Annotated in this window: 13 protein-coding genes, 1 tRNA gene and 1 pseudogene; 8 read left to right on the top strand and 7 right to left on the bottom strand. The window is 33.9% G+C overall.

Translation table 11 applies throughout. The features are described from left to right. Positions 1-174: 174 nt before the first annotated feature. The 5 genes from ubiA to OZD66_RS04010 form a co-directional block, all read right to left on the bottom strand. Positions 175-1,032 carry a 4-hydroxybenzoate octaprenyltransferase gene (gene ubiA, locus OZD66_RS04030; protein ID WP_182366339.1) on the bottom strand — a complete coding sequence of 286 codons (858 nt, stop codon included), beginning with the start codon at positions 1,030-1,032 and terminating at the stop codon, positions 175-177. Between the two features lie 3 nt (positions 1,033-1,035). After that, the gene (locus OZD66_RS04025) at positions 1,036-1,434 is read right to left on the bottom strand and encodes a ribosome-binding factor A (RefSeq protein ID WP_182366341.1); all 399 of its coding nucleotides are present in this window, start codon (positions 1,432-1,434) and stop codon (positions 1,036-1,038) included. Between the two features lie 9 nt (positions 1,435-1,443). Then, positions 1,444-3,768 carry a translation initiation factor IF-2 gene (gene infB, locus OZD66_RS04020; RefSeq protein WP_182366343.1) on the bottom strand — a complete coding sequence of 775 codons (2,325 nt, stop codon included), beginning with the start codon at positions 3,766-3,768 and terminating at the stop codon, positions 1,444-1,446. Between the two features lie 9 nt (positions 3,769-3,777). After that, the gene (gene nusA / locus OZD66_RS04015; RefSeq protein WP_182366345.1) at positions 3,778-5,340 is read right to left on the bottom strand and encodes a transcription termination factor NusA; all 1,563 of its coding nucleotides are present in this window, start codon (positions 5,338-5,340) and stop codon (positions 3,778-3,780) included. Positions 5,341-5,428: 88 nt separating this feature from the next. Next, positions 5,429-8,503: an efflux RND transporter permease subunit gene (locus OZD66_RS04010; protein ID WP_182366347.1), complete on the bottom strand. Its 3,075-nt coding sequence runs from the start codon at positions 8,501-8,503 to the stop codon at positions 5,429-5,431. A gap of 175 nt (positions 8,504-8,678) precedes the next feature. Here OZD66_RS04010 and OZD66_RS04005 point away from each other — a divergent pair, with 175 nt between their 5' ends. After that, the gene (locus OZD66_RS04005) at positions 8,679-9,323 is read left to right on the top strand and encodes a hypothetical protein (RefSeq protein WP_182366350.1); all 645 of its coding nucleotides are present in this window, start codon (positions 8,679-8,681) and stop codon (positions 9,321-9,323) included. Between the two features lie 9 nt (positions 9,324-9,332). Here the strand turns inward: OZD66_RS04005 and OZD66_RS04000 are convergent, their stop codons facing one another. Further along, positions 9,333-10,070 carry a type I glutamate--ammonia ligase gene (locus OZD66_RS04000; RefSeq protein ID WP_182366353.1) on the bottom strand — a complete coding sequence of 246 codons (738 nt, stop codon included), beginning with the start codon at positions 10,068-10,070 and terminating at the stop codon, positions 9,333-9,335. A 326-nt stretch (positions 10,071-10,396) separates the two neighbouring features. Between OZD66_RS04000 and dnaA the strand changes: the two genes are divergently transcribed. After that, positions 10,397-11,779 (top strand): chromosomal replication initiator protein DnaA, encoded by a 1,383-nt coding sequence (dnaA, locus tag OZD66_RS03995; protein WP_182366356.1) that lies wholly within the window; start codon positions 10,397-10,399, stop codon positions 11,777-11,779. A gap of 27 nt (positions 11,780-11,806) precedes the next feature. On the opposite strand, the gene OZD66_RS03990 is transcribed toward dnaA, so the two are convergent. Continuing rightward, the gene (locus OZD66_RS03990) at positions 11,807-13,081 is read right to left on the bottom strand and encodes a metallophosphoesterase family protein (protein WP_182366359.1); all 1,275 of its coding nucleotides are present in this window, start codon (positions 13,079-13,081) and stop codon (positions 11,807-11,809) included. Positions 13,082-13,271: 190 nt separating this feature from the next. Between OZD66_RS03990 and OZD66_RS03985 the strand changes: the two genes are divergently transcribed. The 6 genes and pseudogenes from OZD66_RS03985 to OZD66_RS03960 form a co-directional block, all read left to right on the top strand. Then, positions 13,272-13,359: transfer RNA gene (locus tag OZD66_RS03985), tRNA-Leu, on the top strand. A gap of 29 nt (positions 13,360-13,388) precedes the next feature. Then, positions 13,389-14,471, top strand: a complete 1,083-nt coding sequence (locus OZD66_RS03980; protein WP_182366362.1) for a GTP cyclohydrolase II — start codon at positions 13,389-13,391, stop codon at positions 14,469-14,471. A gap of 72 nt (positions 14,472-14,543) precedes the next feature. Then, positions 14,544-15,224, top strand: a complete 681-nt coding sequence (locus OZD66_RS03975; protein ID WP_182366365.1) for a VirB8 family type IV secretion system protein — start codon at positions 14,544-14,546, stop codon at positions 15,222-15,224. Continuing rightward, complete coding sequence (virB9, locus tag OZD66_RS03970; protein ID WP_182366427.1) at positions 15,211-16,011, top strand: P-type conjugative transfer protein VirB9; 801 nt, start codon at positions 15,211-15,213, stop codon at positions 16,009-16,011. Before OZD66_RS03975 ends, virB9 begins: the two co-directional genes overlap by 14 nt. A gap of 16 nt (positions 16,012-16,027) precedes the next feature. Beyond that, entirely contained in the window at positions 16,028-17,488 is a 1,461-nt protein-coding gene (locus OZD66_RS03965) for a TraB/TrbI/VirB10 family type IV secretion system protein (RefSeq protein WP_182366368.1), read from the top strand. A gap of 1 nt (position 17,489) precedes the next feature. Continuing rightward, positions 17,490-17,621: pseudogene (locus OZD66_RS03960) on the top strand (P-type DNA transfer ATPase VirB11); the annotation flags it as partial.

Genomic DNA, 17,621 nt, shown 5'->3' with positions numbered 1-17,621 from the left:
GAACATAAGACGCCGATACATTAAGTAATCCTTACCTTTTAATCTGCAGATTGGCGAAAGCAAATACAATAGCTTCAGTTTCATGATAAGAGGGCTGGCGAAGGGTGTCAAGCAATTTTCGTTTCTGCGAGTACCTGAGTTTATTGACTTCATTAGAGCCAAAACTCTTGAGACCTAGGTGATAATTCTATCTAAAAGGATGCCAAAAAAGAGAAGCAACCCTACGTAGGAATTATTTTTAAATATGGACATGCATTGACTGGGATCGTCAGGATTGAAATTTTTGTATTGGCGGTGAAATATGAACCCTACAGCAAGTAGAGCAATATAAAAAATGTTATTTAATGATGATAAGATACCAGCATATAGCCACGTCATAAGAGATATTAAATAAAATCTTTTCAACCAAGATTTTGTTGTATCACCAAAATATAATGCGGTAGATTTCATCCCGAGTTTTTCATCATCTTTTTTATCTTGATGGGCGTATATGGTGTCATAACTAAGCGTCCAAAAGACGCATCCTATATAAAACAGCAAGGATTCTATACTGATCTGGTTTGTTATTGCTGCTGAGCCCATGAGCGATCCCATATTGAAGGTAAACCCTAAGAACAATTGTGGCCACCAAACATACCGCTTTAATAAAGGGTAAGTAGCTATCATACACATTGAGATTATTCCAAGTATGAGTGTAGTTTTATTAGTTAATAATAAGATTACCAGGGCAATAGACAGTAGCAGTGAAAGTAAAGCTAAAGCCTGCTTTATGTTTAATGCACCACTTGCAAGTGGCCTATATTTTGTTCGTTCAACGTGCGCATCTATTTTTCTATCGAAGATATCATTGATTATGCACCCTGCGGGTCTCATTAAAAATGCACCTATAGTAAACAAAACAAGGAGAAAAAGAGCCTGATATGATAGAGAAGTTGAGGCTAAAAGAATACCGCTCAAACTGGGAAATAGCACAAGCCACAAACCTGTTAAACTGTGCAACCTCATTAATGAAAAGTAATGGTTGAAATACATTAATTAAGTGTGATTATGTAATATTTTGCTTACATTAACAAAATTATCGAACGCTAAATCAGGCTTGAAAACTAGTTCAGGTATAAATCGCAAATCAACATAACACAGTATAGATTTACGTATTGACCATGCAGATTGGTTCATTTCATTAACAACAGTGTTAATATCACAATTATTCTCAGAAGGATCTCCAGTGCGTCTTTTTTCTGGATCTAAGTAGTCAGCTACTTGAATATTCAATGAAGATAACACAATATATACATCTGCTTTTTTCAAATCTTTACTTAATTTTACGTCAGATACCGCTACATTTTTATTGAACACCTTACCTTCCATTAGAACTCTTGATATTGCTCTATGCAATACCAATGCTATTTTTAGGTTTCTAATTTCCTTTTTCATATCCAGCTACTATAACACCCTTTCTTCTTGCACTAATTGATAAGCTTCCAAAATATCTCCAACTTTAATATCGACATTACCCTCTAGTGATACTCCGCATTCAAAGTTTACACCTACTTCTTTAACATCATCTTTAAATCTACGTAGTGCTTTTAACTTTCCTTCATGCACTAATTTGCTATTGCGCACTACCTTAATTAAAGAATCTTTTTTTATGACTCCATCACTTACGTAACATCCAATGATATTACCAGCTTTAGATACGTTAAATATTTGCCTCACGGATGCAAAGCCAACACGAACCTCTCGTGTAACAGGCTTTAACATTTTAGTTAAATACATTCTCATGTCGTCAATGAGCTCGTATATTATGTTATAAGTATGTATTTCTATACCTTTTTGTTTTGCCAAGTCCCTTATTTTTGAGTCCACTTTTACATTAAAAGCTAAAATTACTGCACTTGATGCTTCTGCAAGCAGCACATCTGAATCTGTTATCCCTCCTACTGCTTTGTGTAGGATATTTAATTTCACTTGATCTTTACCGAGTTTATCAATTGAACTTGATATTGCTTCAATAGAACCAGTTACATCGCACTTTAAAACTACAGATAGTTCTTCTATTTCACTGTTATTACGGCTGAATATATCTAAATCATCCTCATCTAAATTTTCTTCTTTTTTCTTGATTAACTCTAACCTATGTTCAATAATTTCACGTGCCTGCTTTTCAGAATTTACAACAACAAATTTATCTCCAGCATTTGGTACACCATTTAGACCAGTAATTTCAATTGGAGCGGAGGGTAGTGCTGCTTTTTCTCTTTGACCAAGGTGATTAACCATACTACGTACTTTACTGTATGTTGTACCAACTACCAATATATCACCAACCTTTAACGTTCCTTCCTCAACTATCAATGTGGCTGATATTCCTTTCGCTTTATCTATTTTGGATTCTATTACCCATCCAAGTGCTCGACAATCTTCTATTGCTTCTAGCTTCATTAATTCAGCGATTAACAAAATCGTCTCTTCTAGTTTATCTAAATTAGTTTTCTTTTTTGCTGATACTGGCACAATCATAACATCACCACCAAGCCCTTCAGGGATGAGATCATATTGAGGCAAACTATTAATTATTTTTTCTACATCACCAAGCTCAGATTTATCAATTTTATTAATAGCAACTATAATGGAAACATTTGCTGCTTTTGCATGATTTATTGCTTCAACTGTTTGTTTCATGATTCCATCGTCAGCTGCAACTACTATTACAACTATATTAGTAATATTGGCACCACATGCACGCATCGCAGTGAACGCTTCATGTCCTGGTGTATCAATGAAAGTAATTTTTTGCTTATCTTTTGTTGTTATTTGATAAGCACCTATGTGTTGAGTTATGCCACCTGACTCTCTTTCTGCAACATTAGATTCACGAAATGCATCGAGCAATGAGGTTTTACCATGATCCACGTGGCCCATAAAAGTGACGATTGGTGGTTTAAGTTTTTTAAGCAGGCTTTCTCTGCCTTCTATAAAAAATAAATCCTTTTCTTTGTTGGCATCGCTCACTCGTTTGGCCGTATGATTAAATTTTTTCACTATTTCACATGCTATATCTGGATCCACCAGATCATCTACTCTATAACTCTCACCAACTTCTTCTTTGAACATTTTTAGCACACTCTTGCTATCTTCTGCCATACGAATAGATAACTCCCTGATAGTTATTTTGTCTGGTACAATAACTTCTCTTGATATGTTTTTACCCTTAGTAAACTTTGACTTTCTACCTCTTATACCAAACCTTTGCTTAAATACAGGGGGTTGTTCAGTTTTTTCATCTATTGCCTGTGCAATTACCAGTTTAGAATGCTTAGAATATATATCTTTGTTGACTTTAAAAGACTTTTTATCGTTGTCCTCATGGTCAATACTATCTTCTTTTGGTTCAACTAAGTGGGTATTACTTAAAACTTGCTTATTTATTTCCTTAGATAAAGCGTCCGCTTCATTTTTCTCGTCAATCTCTTTATTGCTGTCTTCTTTTGCTGTTTTCTCTTTTTCTTCTCTCTGATTTCTTTCTTTCAGCAAAGCAGCATTCTGCACAGCATTAATGCGAAAAATTTGTTCTTTCTCTGTTAAAGAACATAATTTACTCTCGTCAAATAAATTATGTTCTTCTGCATCATGAGATTTTTTTCTTCTTTTTTTTACTACCGTAGCTCCAGTACTTGGGCTAGCTGAAGAGTTTAAATTGAGGTCTAATTTAAGCTTGCTTAAACCTTGGAGCGTTAATTTTTTATCACTGATATCTTCATTATTCATATTATTTTATTATATTAATCCAAGCTTTTTACGTGCTTCTATGATTATTGAATCTACTGTATCTTTTAGATCTTCTTTGCTATCGGATGAGGAAGAGAGTATGCTGCAAAACTCATAACTTGATAAATCTGCTATGTCCTCTAAAGTCTTAATATCATGCTTACTAAGAGCAACTTTATTGTCTATTGATAAAGTTAAATTGATTACATCATCCTCCATACCTAAACTTTTTAGCTCTTCTATTTTTCTATCATTTTCTGCTTTCAGGTACTTATTTGCTCTATTGTGAAGTTCGTTTGCAATATCTTCATTAAAGCCCTCTATTGAAGCAAGCTCTTTAATTGAAGCGCTAGATATGTCTTCTACACTTGAAAAACCTTCTGTTACCAATAGCTGACCCATAATCTCTTCTAAGTTTAAAGCTTCAGCAAATAAAGCTGAACATTGACTAAGTTCTTTACTTCGCCTTTCTGATTCTTGCTGAGTGCTTAATATCTCAATTTTCCATCCAACAAGCTCTGAAGCTAATCTTACATTCTGGCCCTTTTTTCCTATCGCTAAACTCAATTGATCTTCAGCAACTATTAACTCTATGCAATTTTCATTTTCATCAATAATAACCTTCGATACTTCTGCAGGAGTAATGGCTTTAATAACAAATTGACCCAAATCTGAGGAGTAATTTATAACGTCAATTTTTTCACCATTTAATTCGTGTATAATAGTTTTTATTCTATCTCCCTTAACTCCAACACAAGCACCTACTGGATCAATGTTCTTGTCGGGAGAGAAAACGGCAACCTTAGACCTTGAACCAGCATCTCTAGCTATACCTTTAATTGTCACTAATCCGTCAGCAATTTCTGGTATTTCTTGATTTAATAATGCCTCCAAAAAGCCTTCATGAGTCCTAGAAAGAATAATTTGACGTCCATCATCAGAGCGCTTAACAGTCTGTATGTAAGCTTTAACCTTATCACCTTCACGAAATGATTCACCACCAGTTAAATTTCGCAATGGAAGATATGCCCTAGTGCCATTTATGTCTATAATAAGATCTGAATATTCTACTTGTTTAACAATACCATACCTTATTTCTCCCACCTTATCTTTAAATTCCTCATATTGCTTTTTTGACTCTTCATCTTTAATTATTTGAGCAATCTTTTGCTGGGCAATTCTTGCTGAAGCAAGATCAGTGTTAAGAGAGAGTAATTCACTAACAGTATCTCCAATTTTTGCATCTCCTTTTATTAATTTAGCTTGTGTCAGCGTAATTGATTCACACTCAGTATTCTCTTTTTCATTTGATTCATCATCAATAACTTTTAGTTTTCTGTATGAAGTAACTTTGCCTGTATTTCTATCTATATTAACTACAATTTTACTTTTGCTACCATATTTTTGATAAGCCACTGCTTCTATAGCACTTTCTAGTGCCTTTATCACAACATCAAAATCTAAACCTTTTTGAAGTGAAAGCTCTCCTGCTGTTTTTATTACATCAAGGCTTCCAACTATGTTATTCTTGTTACTTTTCTGCTTAACACTGCTTTTACGATTAGCAATCATAATAAATAAATCCAATGTAATTAGTTATAATTATAGCCCCAACGGGCAAAGAACACTATCTTAAATGTTAAATGATTGCTAATTTAAGTCAAGTTTTTTCATGTTTTTGTATAACAAGCAACGCAGGAGTAAAGAATAAAGTTAAAACCGTTGCAGCCAATATTCCACTTGCTATGGTTGTTGAAATATCAACCCACCACTGGCTTGATGGAGCATCATATGTGATTTGTAGCGTAAAAAAATTGATATTTAACCTGGTAATCATCGGTATTAAACCAAGAACTGTGGTTGCAACGGTAAGCAATATTGGCCTAACGCGAGAAATTGCAGCGTTTATTACACATCGCTTGATGTCATTTTTGTGTACCTTAATTTGATGATGAAAGGCATCAAGCAATAGTATGTTATTATTCACTATAATTCCTGCCAAAGCAATTATCCCCACTCCACACATAACAACTACGAAAACTTGTTGGATAAGAAAGAAAACAAAAAACACACATGTTGTGGATAAAAACACTGCTGTCATTACGATAAATGTACGGTATACATTATTAAACTGTGTCACTAATACCAATATCATTAGTGTAATCGCTAATATAAAAGCCTTTAACAAAAATGCTCCTGATTTTTGTTGATCTTCTTTGTCGCCTTTAAAATCAATTTTTACTCCCTTGTCCCAATCCTGGGCAATAGAATTCTGAATGAACTTTACTCTTTCATTAACAAGATAGCCTATATCCACATCAGCGGAAATTGTCACTGTACGTAATCCATCAATCCTGTTTAGTTTGTTTACCTTTTTTTCGGGAGCATATTTTACTATGTTGCTCATAGGATACGGACCATTAACTGTATTGATAAAAAGATTGTCTATAGTCTTCATATTGCGGTCCTTTCTGGGGAAACGGAGTACAATATCGATTTCTTCATCCGTGTTATTTGGTCTATATTTTCCAATCAACACTCCATTTGTAACCATCTTTATAAAATCGCCAATGGTTGCAACACTTACTTCAGAGCTTGTAGCCTTACTCTTATCAACACTCATATTCCACTCTATTTCAGGTGCTGATCTGCTATCTTGAATATTTATAAACCCGGATGAAGGTTGGTTCATAATTTCTAGAATTTTCTCTGCTGCTAAATTCAAACTGGATGCACTCCCGCTGAGGTTGATTTGTATTGGCTTGTCAGCCGACGGTCCTGGCTTTTCCTCTTGAACATTAATTATTATTCCTTTCATGTCTTGCACACTGCTCCTTATATCATTTAGTATGTGCTTAGCTTTGCGCCTGAAGCGCCAATCCATAAGTTCTAGTTGTATTCTGGCGATAACGTTGTCTGAAAATGCTCCTGATCTAGCATAAGAAACATGAATTTCTTTTTCAATGCTCAAAATGCGTTCTTCCACTTCTTTGAGTATCAGATCTCGTTCTTTGGCTGATAAGCTTTCTTTTGCTTTAACACTGATTAAAATATTATCTGAATCCACTTTCGGAAAAAACTTTACTCCAGGACCAAAAGTAAAGTACAGCACACTAAATGAAAACAAAACGAATACAGTAGCACATACGAATTTTTTAGGATGATCCAAAACCTTCTCTAGCATGCGTACGTAAGCTCTTATTATAGGCCCAGCATTTTTTATTTCACCACTTTCTATAGCACTCATTTTTTTTATTTCTTTTTTTGAAGTTATCGAAGGCTTACCAAATATTGCACCAAGTGTTGGTATAAAAACCAAAGCCATAATGAGCGATCCAGTCAAAGTTAGAATTATTGTAATTGGTATGTACTGCATGAATTTACCAACAGTATCAGGCCAGAATAATAGAGGAAAAAACACTGCTAATTTAGTTAACGTTGATGATAGAACCGGATAAAACATATCACGAACTGAAGTGTAAAAAGCTTCTACTTTGTCCATTCCGCAGATCATCTTTCTATCGGCATATTCGCTGATCACAATTGCATCATCAACCAGCATGCCAACAGCCATAATTAAACTGAAGAGCACAACGATATTTAAGGTTATACCCATAAAGTAAAGAGCTATTATCCCAATGAGAAAGGAACCGGGTATCGAGAGTGCCACAAGAATAGCAATCCTTGTTCCCATAGAAAGCATCATTATGATCAATATTAACAACACAGCAAATATTATGCCGTTTTCCAAGTCATCAAGCACATCGCGGACGTTTTTTGACTGGTCGTTTAAGTACACCACTTTTAAATTTTCAGGTAATTGATCTTTTGCCTTATCCATTAAGTATTTTACTTGATTTACTGTGTCTATTATGTTTTTTCCGTTACGTTTTGAAATTTCTAGCACGACACTAGGTAATCCATTAATGCGAGCAAATCCTTGGTGATCCTCAAACCTAGGGTATACTTTTGCTATATCTTTGATTCTCAAAACTGCATCGCCTTGAGATCTAATAGGAATATTCATAATATCTTCTATATCTTTTAATAACCCTGATATTTTAATCGAATATTTACCGGTATCATTTTCCAGTGACCCAGCTCCCACTAGTCTGTTATTGCTTGATATAGCTTGGAATATTTCGTTTGATTGAATGTTATATTTTGTTAGAACTGTGGGCTCAACTATCACTTCCACTGTTTCTTTACGCATACCTGCCACTTCAACTTTGAGAACATTTGGCAGAGATTCTATTTCTTTCTTTAGCTTGCGTGCTATTTCAGTTAAGGCTCTTTCTGGCAAATTACCAATTAAGCCGACATTGAGTATCGGAAATAAGCTCAAGTTTATTTCATTGATTATCGGAGATTCCGCTTCAACAGGTAACTTCGATTTTATGTTTGAAAGCTTTGAACGGACATTATCGAGCACTTCTTTATTATCATACTCTGTTCCAAATTCGAGTATCATGTGAGCACCATCATTAGTTGCAAAAGCTCTCAATTCTCTTACACCTTCGATGGATCTTAGTTCATTTTCTATAGGAAGCACTAATAGCTTTTCACTATCTTGAGCAGAAATCCCAGGAAGTCCAACAAACACGCTGATTATAGGAATCTGTATATCAGGATTGCTTTCCCTTGGCATTTTTACATAAACGTATGAACCGAAGATAAAAATTACTATAAGTAATAATACCACCGTCCTGTTTCGCTCTATGAGTAAGCTCTGCATGTTGAATGTTAACTGAATATGTGCGTTTGTACAATATTATAGTCGAGATACATTGCATATTAATTAATCCTTGTATAGCTTTAAAACTTTACGCAAATAATTAAAATTTTCGCAAAATTGCAAGTATAAGAAAATTCCTGTATAATAATTCTAGAACAGTATTTGAGAGGTTATTATGGTGGCAATTCTAAATATAACAAAAGGCAAAAATAAAGTTATTGTGTCTGGATTAGCTGGAGCTTTATCAGTTTTAATATTTTTAACAGCAATCCACATTGCCGCAAAGATAGCCATTATCGTTTCTGCTGCTGCAGTTACTTACTTATTACTTTCGCTGATTCATAAAATAAGAACTAAAGCTGAAATTACTCGTGTTTCAGGAGATAAAGTTTCAGAAGATGAAGGGTATAGCAGTGTTGATGAAGGTGAAGAAAAAGATACCGTAAAAGAACCAAAAAGAACTGAAACTGAGCTAGAAGAAGAATTAAAAAATAAAAGAGCAGAAGAAGAAATGAAAAATGGACTACCTAAACATATGGATTTCAAAGGTAATTCACTTTCTAAAAGCGCTGATACTAAAGATAGTCATTCCGTTTCTAGTGCTACAAATATTGTTATGGAACCTTTACCTAAACACATGGATGCGCTTGGTAATCCACTTCCTGAAAGACCAAGTGCAAATATTAGTATAGAATCTAAACCTGAGAGAAAACTATCTCCTGCAGAGTGGCTATTACAGTGCGGGAATGTAAATAATGATGTGAGGGAAGTGCTAAAACAGCCAATTATCCAACAGCCATTTAACGGGTTAGGGTTTTAGATGTAGTTGCTATATCAAACTCTCCATCTTATATTGAGGATCAGATGCAATGCCATACACTCTATTTGGCGGAGCAATTTTGTTCTCTATACCAAAAACTATACCTTCAATTATTGCTGTGAGTACTTTTTCAAGGTTACAATCTGCTCCAGGAACACGGTGCTCTAGGCGGCATCTTTTGGAATCGTTGCCAAAATAGGGAATTCTTATCGCAGCAGTTCTGTTATTTACTCCCCAACTAATCGTAGTTGGAGTATAAATATCCGGGTACTGAAATCTTAAATATGAATCATCATTTGGAGCGAAAAACAACATATGTTTTTTCATCATTGCACATAATCCACCAATACTGTGAATCAGATAGTCACTGTACTTTTGCTTATTGATATAAAATAAGTTATCGTTATTTGAATTCACGAGATTAACATGCACATTTAATGCACTGCCTGCTCTATCCAAATAGGGCTTTGCTTTAAAAGAAATATTCCCACCTAGTTTTTGTGCTGTTTCAGTAAGTGATTGTTTTGCTAACTCAAAATGCTTAATTAAATTGTCGGAGTTCGTATAACAACCACTTTTTATCTCATACTGATGTGTAGAATTCTCCTTCTCGCAAGAAAATTCAAGAGATGCTATTTTATTTTTGATGCTATTCAGAAATAAGTATTCTTTTTCTATTCCTTCAATGTAAAACTCTAGTTCAATACCGAATACAGCATAACAACTCAAATCACTTAATATAATCATAAATTTGCTTCAGTAAATCTATATTAGGTTAGCTATATTTATATGAATACTTTACTTATTTGCCAGTAAATTTAACATCTTATTTATACATAATGTATTACTGCTTTTAATAGCATGCTTCTAATCCTCGATACAAGCGACATTTACAAATTTTTCATTTTTTTGAAATAAAAATGATCAATTTTAATGTTTTTATACCCTTTACAACCCATCAAAAAATCACCATAATTTTTAGTATGTATTAAGTAGTATTAGCTTTTCATTTTGCAGTAAGCTATTGATTATCTTATATTTTTCTAATTATTGCTTTTTTCTTGGTGTGGTATATGAACTTAACTAGCCCTAAGGTTTCTACTATGTTTTTTGATCAGATTATTACAGTAACGGATCACAATGTTACTTGGGAAAAAATCCAAAATTGTCTTTATAATCTTTATGGAGAAGCAACATATAATAGCTGGCTGAGTTCACTAAAATTTGTCAGTAGCAGAAATGGGGAAGTTCTTTTATCCGTATCAACAAGGTTTATAAAAGAGTGGATTACAGTTCATTACATGAAAAAAATATTATCATTATGGCAAAGCGAAGATAAAAGTATACGTTCTGTTGATATTCAAGTAATTGAGGAAAGGAATTCAAATTTTAATGTTATACTAAAAAACAGAGAGGAAAGTAATCATAATCTTGGTTCGCCGCTGGATCCAAGGTTCACCTTTGATAATTTTGTAGTGGGAAAGCCAAATGAATTAGCATTTACGGCGGCAAAGCGTGTGGCAGAATCTATAGATCCAATATTAGGCAGCAATCCTTTGTTTCTATATGGTGGAGTGGGACTTGGTAAAACACATCTAATGCATGCTATAGCTTGGCACATAGTCAATTCCCCATCAGCAAAAAGAAAAGTGGTGTATTTATCAGCAGAGAAATTCATGTACCAATATATTACAGCGCTGCGAAGCAAAGATATTATGTTATTTAAAGAGCAATTTAGATCAGTAGATGTATTGATGGTAGATGATGTGCAATTTATCAGTGGTAAAGATAGTACACAAGAAGAATTTTTTCACACTTTCAATGCATTGATAGACCAAAATAAACAATTGGTTATATCAGCTGATAGGTCTCCTAGTGATCTTGATGGAGTGGAAGAAAGAATAAAATCACGACTCGGTTGGGGGTTGGTGGCAGATATTAATGAAACAACTTTTGAATTAAGGCTTGGTATATTGCAGGCAAAAGTGGAGCAGATGAATATGTATGTTCCGAAAGATGTCCTAGAGTTTTTAGCAAGGAACATAAAATCTAATATAAGGGAATTAGAAGGAGCATTAAATAAGGTTACCCATACCTCATTAATTGGAAGAAGTATGACGGTAGAATCAGCTAGTGAAACCCTAATCGATCTTCTTAGGTCAAATCATAGGTCAGTCACAATAGAAGAAATACAAAAGAAAGTAGCTGAGTTTTTCAATATAAAGGTTGCAGATATGCAATCCAATAGAAGGCTTCGCAGTCTTGCAAGGCCAAGACAAATAGCTATGTATTTTGCCAAAAAATTTACGCAAAAAAGCCTACCAGATATTGGGAGAAACTTTGGTGGCAGAGACCATGCTACTGTTATACATGCAGTAAAACAAGTAGAAAATTTTATAAAGACCGACTCAAAATTTGCTGATGAAATCAATCGATTAAAAAAAATGTTTAAGTAGCGTTTTTAAAATAGCTAATAACAAATCCTAAAATGAATCGACTATAGTTTTAATCCGTTTAAGTTTAAAATCTTCTGTTAGCTTCGCAGAATACATTTCCTTACTGTGTTGATTATAGAAGGTAAATTCGTGATCACCTAAATTTAGTATTGCAAAGCCAAAGCCAAAAAAGTTTCTAACCTCGTGTGCTAAGTAGTTTTTACCATTTAAATAGTCAAATTCTACATTTTGATAAACAGATTCTTGATCTTGAGCGTGTAATGATGCACCACCGTTTCCAACTATAATTTGGTCTGGAACATTATCCATTAATAAAATCTGGGCTATATGAATGTGGCCAGAAACTATGGTAGTAACATTGCTTGGAAATTTATCTCCAAAAGCTTCGATTTGTGTAAGATTACCATGGCTTTTTAATGTCAAAAATTCTTTTTTTGGAGATCTCCAAAGCGGTTTATGAGTTAAAAACCACATGGGCTTGTCAGAACTATTTTGTATCAATTTATCAAATTGCCTCTCAAAAGCATCAATTGTGCTTTGGGTTGTAAAAATATCCTCACCGGATGAAGAGTCGAAGATAAAAAATTTCATCGGTCCAGCATCTAAGGACCAACTAGAAACGAAGTTTCCACATTTTTCAGACGAAAAGGGGTATGAATCTAGATACCTGAACCATCCTTCATAAGCTCTATCACAACTCTCATGGTTTCCACGAACAAAAAGGAAAGGGGATTGTAATGAAATATCCTTTGCAGGCTCAAACCAATCAGCGTACCAAGCTTCTTTATTATATCCATAAATATCGCCACACTTTTTTGTATTTCTACATTTTGTTTGCCTATAATGATAATCACCAACATGGATAATTAAATCTGGTTTATGAAGGGCAATTGAGTCTAAATTTTTTTTTAAAGGCCAGCTATCTACTGAATTACATTCTTGCTGAAATAACATATTTATTCTACAGCCCGTGTCACCAATAAAAGCAATTTTATTAACCTTTTCTGGTAATATAGGAACTCGTAGATCCTCAATACTAACGTCTTTGGCACTTGTTTGTACTGTCAGTTCACAAACTGTTTCGTTATGATCACCATTGTTAATTGAGCTGCGATTCAGCATTTCTGTTTCCTTGCCATCAACATAAACAATGGGACACATGTCTTTGTCCGTAATTGCGCGTATGCTTAGTTTATTTTCTGGGATAACTTGAGACCATGTGTATAATATTTGTGCATGGACGAAATGAAAGCTAGTTATAAGAGAGAGAGCTAAAAAAATAAAGATATTAGCTATATTCATTTGTATAAAAACCTAAGTTAAAAATTAGTAGTAAGGTTATCTTAAATGATTAAAATTTATAATCACAAAATTCATAATCAAATTATACAAACAATTTCTAAATTATTCTAGTATCAGATTGACACTCTAGATGAAAAATTCTAAAATGATTAAGTAATTTAAAATAATTATATAAAAACTAGAATATAGTGCGGCCGTGGTGGAATTGGTAGACACGCAGCGTTGAGGTCGCTGTGGCTCATAAGGCCTTGGAAGTTCAAGTCTTCTCGGCCGCACCAGTTTTTATCACCGTTTAATATGGGTAAAAATGTTTATAGGAAATCAGAGTAGCAATAAGGTAGAAAGAGCTATCAGCGAAATCAGGCGCGGTCGGCCAATTGTAATATATGATGAAAGTAATTACCTATTGTTTGCTGCTGCTGAGGCTTTAGAAAGAGATTTATTTAATCAATACAAGCTTATATCAAGCAATGTATATGTTACTTTAACTTCAAGTAAGGTAAAATACATATCTCAGAATAAAGAACATAACAGCAAACGTCTGTTGGTGAATAATTTTGATGAACTGCTCCATTTAATAAACTGTTCAAAGGAAGATTGCATAAAAGAGTTGCAATGCTCAAAGACAATAGATGAATGTGCTATTGCCTTGCTTAAGTTCTCAGAATTATTGCCATACGCGTTAGTGGCTGATATGACTTTTGAGAATAATCATGAAATGCGAAATTGGTGCGAGAAAAATGACGTTATTGCACTGGACACGTCATTCATAAATAATTTTCAAGAAAATCAGGATGTATATGAAGTGTGCAAAACATCATTATTTTTAAAACAGACTCAAGAAGTAAATATCATATCTTATAGAACCGAAAGTGGTGGAAGAGAACATCATGCAATTATCATTGGCAATCCAGATAAAGATGGCGAACCATTAGTAAGAATTCATTCTTCGTGTTATACGGGTGACTTGTTAGATAGCTTGTCATGCGATTGCAGAAGTCAGTTACATCAAGCAATTCAAATGATAGCTGACTCTGGAAGTGGTATTATATTGTATTTGATGCAAGATGGAAGGGGCATTGGTTTAACTAATAAGTTAAGAGCGTACAGTATGCAAAGAGGACATAATCTTGATACTGTTGATGCAAATAGAACATTGGGTTTTGAAGATGATGAAAGGAGTTTTGCTGTTGCAGCTAAAATGCTTAAGAAATTGAACGTTAACAAAATCCAATTACTTACAAACAATGATAGAAAATTGTCAGAATTGGAAAGTAGTGGTATAGGAGTTACAAAGTGTCTACCACTTATTGTGGAACGTAATAAATATAACGATTCATATATGGGGACAAAATTTGGTAAATTAGGCCATAGATTAAGAGTTTTTTAGCTTTTTTGCTGTAACTACTTTGTTAATTTGCTATGTTTATTAACATAAGTTAAGATTTTTAGGAATACTAAAATGCTAAGATTTTTTAAACGAGAAAAAAATACTGAATCCTTAGATAAGGATATAAATTGGAATTCAAACCGCTACAGCACAGTTATTGCTCAAAGAAATATTCTACTTTTATTTGCATTAATATTATTAGCAACGATCTCTATCAGCATATTAGTCATATTTAAAATTAGCACAAGTAGCACTATTGAGCCATTTGTTGTAGAAATTGACAAGAAATCAGGAATAGTGCAATTGGTTGATCCTGTCACAGTAAAGGAGTATTCTGCAGATGAAGCGCTAAACGATTATTTTATTTCAGAATATATAAAAGCAAGGGAGGTTTTTGATCCATATCATTATAATTATAACTATTATACAAAGGTGAGGTTGTTTTCTTCACCTAATGTGTATAATGAATTTAGAAATTATATAGGATCGCAGAATATGGATGATCTTTTTAATTTATATTCAGATACCAAAAGTGAATTTAAAATTCGCTCAATTCAAAAATTGGGTAACGATGCTCTTCAGGTGAGATTTTTTGTGGAATTTACGCGGAAAGATGGAAGTTCCACAAGAAAAAACAAGATAGTTATTATGTCATATAGGTATGCATCGCTTGAAATGGATGATCAGCAAAGATATATTAACCCATTAGGATTTCAAGTTATTTCATATAGAGTAGATGATGAATATGTATAGGATATTATTAGTTTTAGCTTTACTTGTCAGTGGCAATTTAAACGCATCCATTAATTATAATGAGCCTATTTCTGTAGATAGTAGAATAAAGACTTTTGTGTATAGCCCTAATGAAGTATTTACGGTGGTTTTTAGTCAGGGTTACTATTCTTATATTGAATTTGCGGAAGGAGAAAAAGTTAAAAATATCGCTGTTGGTGATGCATCAAGTTGGAAAATTAATCCTTATGACAATAAATTGCTTATCATGCCATTTGAAGTTAGTAGTCGCACTAACATGATTATTGCGACAACTAAAAAAAGAAATTACATTTTTGATTTAATCTCAAGGCCAAACTACGATAAATACCAGGATACTGATGCTAAGAAAGTGGATCACGATTATTCTGCTGAAAAGGATATATCTTACGTAGTACGTTTTTATTATCCTCAAGAAGAAGGTGAATTTGATGTTGATTTAGATGAGGTTTCTTTACCTACTCAAATGCAATATACTACAGACAAGCTAGAAAAAATAATACAAGAAAATGATACGAAGTACAATTATACATATATTGATGAAGGTGGTAATGCGGATATAGTTCCGATCGAGTTATTTGATGATGGTTATTTAACCTATTTAAAATTTAGAAATAATAATAAAATACCTCAGGTTTTTGTAGAAGGGGAGGATAAACCTTGTAAAAGGCTGTTATTTGATGATTATGTTATAATAAAAGGAGTACATAAAAAGCTATTTATGCGTTATGAAGATGGTGAAGTTGAAATTATAAATAGGTCACTTTAGCTGTGGTACATGCAATATGAATAAAGAAAGGCGTAACAATTCAGAAGATGAATCAGAAATAGAGAATAAGGTAGTAACAGTTGGCTCTAATCAAGGTTATAGGGCATTGATGGTCATTATTTTAGTGCTTCTGGCTGGTGGAGTGTATTATCTCTATTTTAGTCCTTCTCCTAAAGAGGGTTCAGAAGTTATTAAAAAAGAGGAAACAAAGCAAAACGTTCAAGAATTGAAAGGAAAGTTGGAACAAGTTCCAGATAATGTAATGGTTCCTGAAAGAATAATAACTGATCCCTTACCACCCTTACCTCCTCTTCCTACACCACTAATCATACCAGAAATAAAACAAATTAGAAAGGAAGAAGTGATGAAAAAAGAAGAAGAGAAACCAAAAGAAACTCCTGTGTCAAATATACCTATTTTGCCAAAGCAAAATTTTCCTTCTAGTAATGTTATGGGCAATTTACCTACCTCGTTTCCTACAATAGGGGGTGGCGGTTATCCTAGAGACAGACGTAGTGCACAGATGTTGACAATTTCAGGTGGTAGTGGAGAGAACAAGGCTGCTGATGCTATTTTATCCGACACTTCAGCACAATCGAGCAAAGCTACCAGAGTAGGAAAGCTTGGTTTAATGATTACTCAAGGTAAAATTATTGATGCTGTTCTTGAAACTGCAATAAACTCTGATCTGCAAGGAATGCTGCGTGCTATGGTGAGTAGAGATGTTTATGCAGAAACTGGTGATACAGTTTTAATACCTAAAGGCTCAAGATTGATAGGCAGTTATTCATTTGACTCGAATGTTGCTAAATCTCGTGTAAATATAAACTGGAATAGAGTGATTCTGCCACATGGAATAGATATTGCAATCTCATCACTTAGTACTGACGAGCTTGGTAGAGCAGGAATAGCAGGAATAGTTGATAACAAAATAGTAAGTGCGTTATTCTCTTCAGTGACACTTGCTGGTGTTTCGATTGGTTCTGCTGTTATGGGGCAAAAGGCTTCTAATCTTGTTGATACGCTAACTGTCAGAGATGCAGTAAAGTCTATCACTGCAACCGAAATAGATTTTTCTTCTCTCCAACTCATTATTGACCCAGAAAAGAAGATATCTAGTGACAAATGGAAATTAGGCCTTGGGGCTATCGGAAGAATTCGGAGTGCCAAAAGCAGACAAGATTTACTAAAAATAATGAAAGAGGAAATAGCAAAAGCACTAGGAATTGAAGAAGATGAGGTAAATATAAGCCTGGAAATTGTAAATCAACTGTTAGAACAAATTCAAAGAAAAAGCAAGTCTGTTTATGATGAAGCAATCGGGAAATCAATCGAGGATTTTTCTAAAGATATGCGGGATATAGTAGGCAGATATACAGATAAAAAACCAACTATTTATGTTGATCAAGGCACCGCATTGAAAGTATTTGTTAACCAAGATATAGTATTTCCTTCACAGGCAATATTAAATCAATGAAATGAACTATGCTGCACTTGATACATATTTGGAGCCATTACAAGGCATATTTCAAGAAGAAGGCGTAAATGAAATATCAATAAATAAGCCAAAGGAAGTATGGATTGAAAATCGCGGTGAAATAAGGTGTGAA

The organism is Wolbachia endosymbiont of Drosophila baimaii, assembly GCF_028982185.1.
GTDB classification, from domain to species: Bacteria; Pseudomonadota; Alphaproteobacteria; order Rickettsiales; family Anaplasmataceae; genus Wolbachia; species Wolbachia pipientis.
The sequence above is the reverse complement of the archived record's forward strand: the minus strand, read 5'-3'. Positions and strand labels throughout refer to the sequence as shown.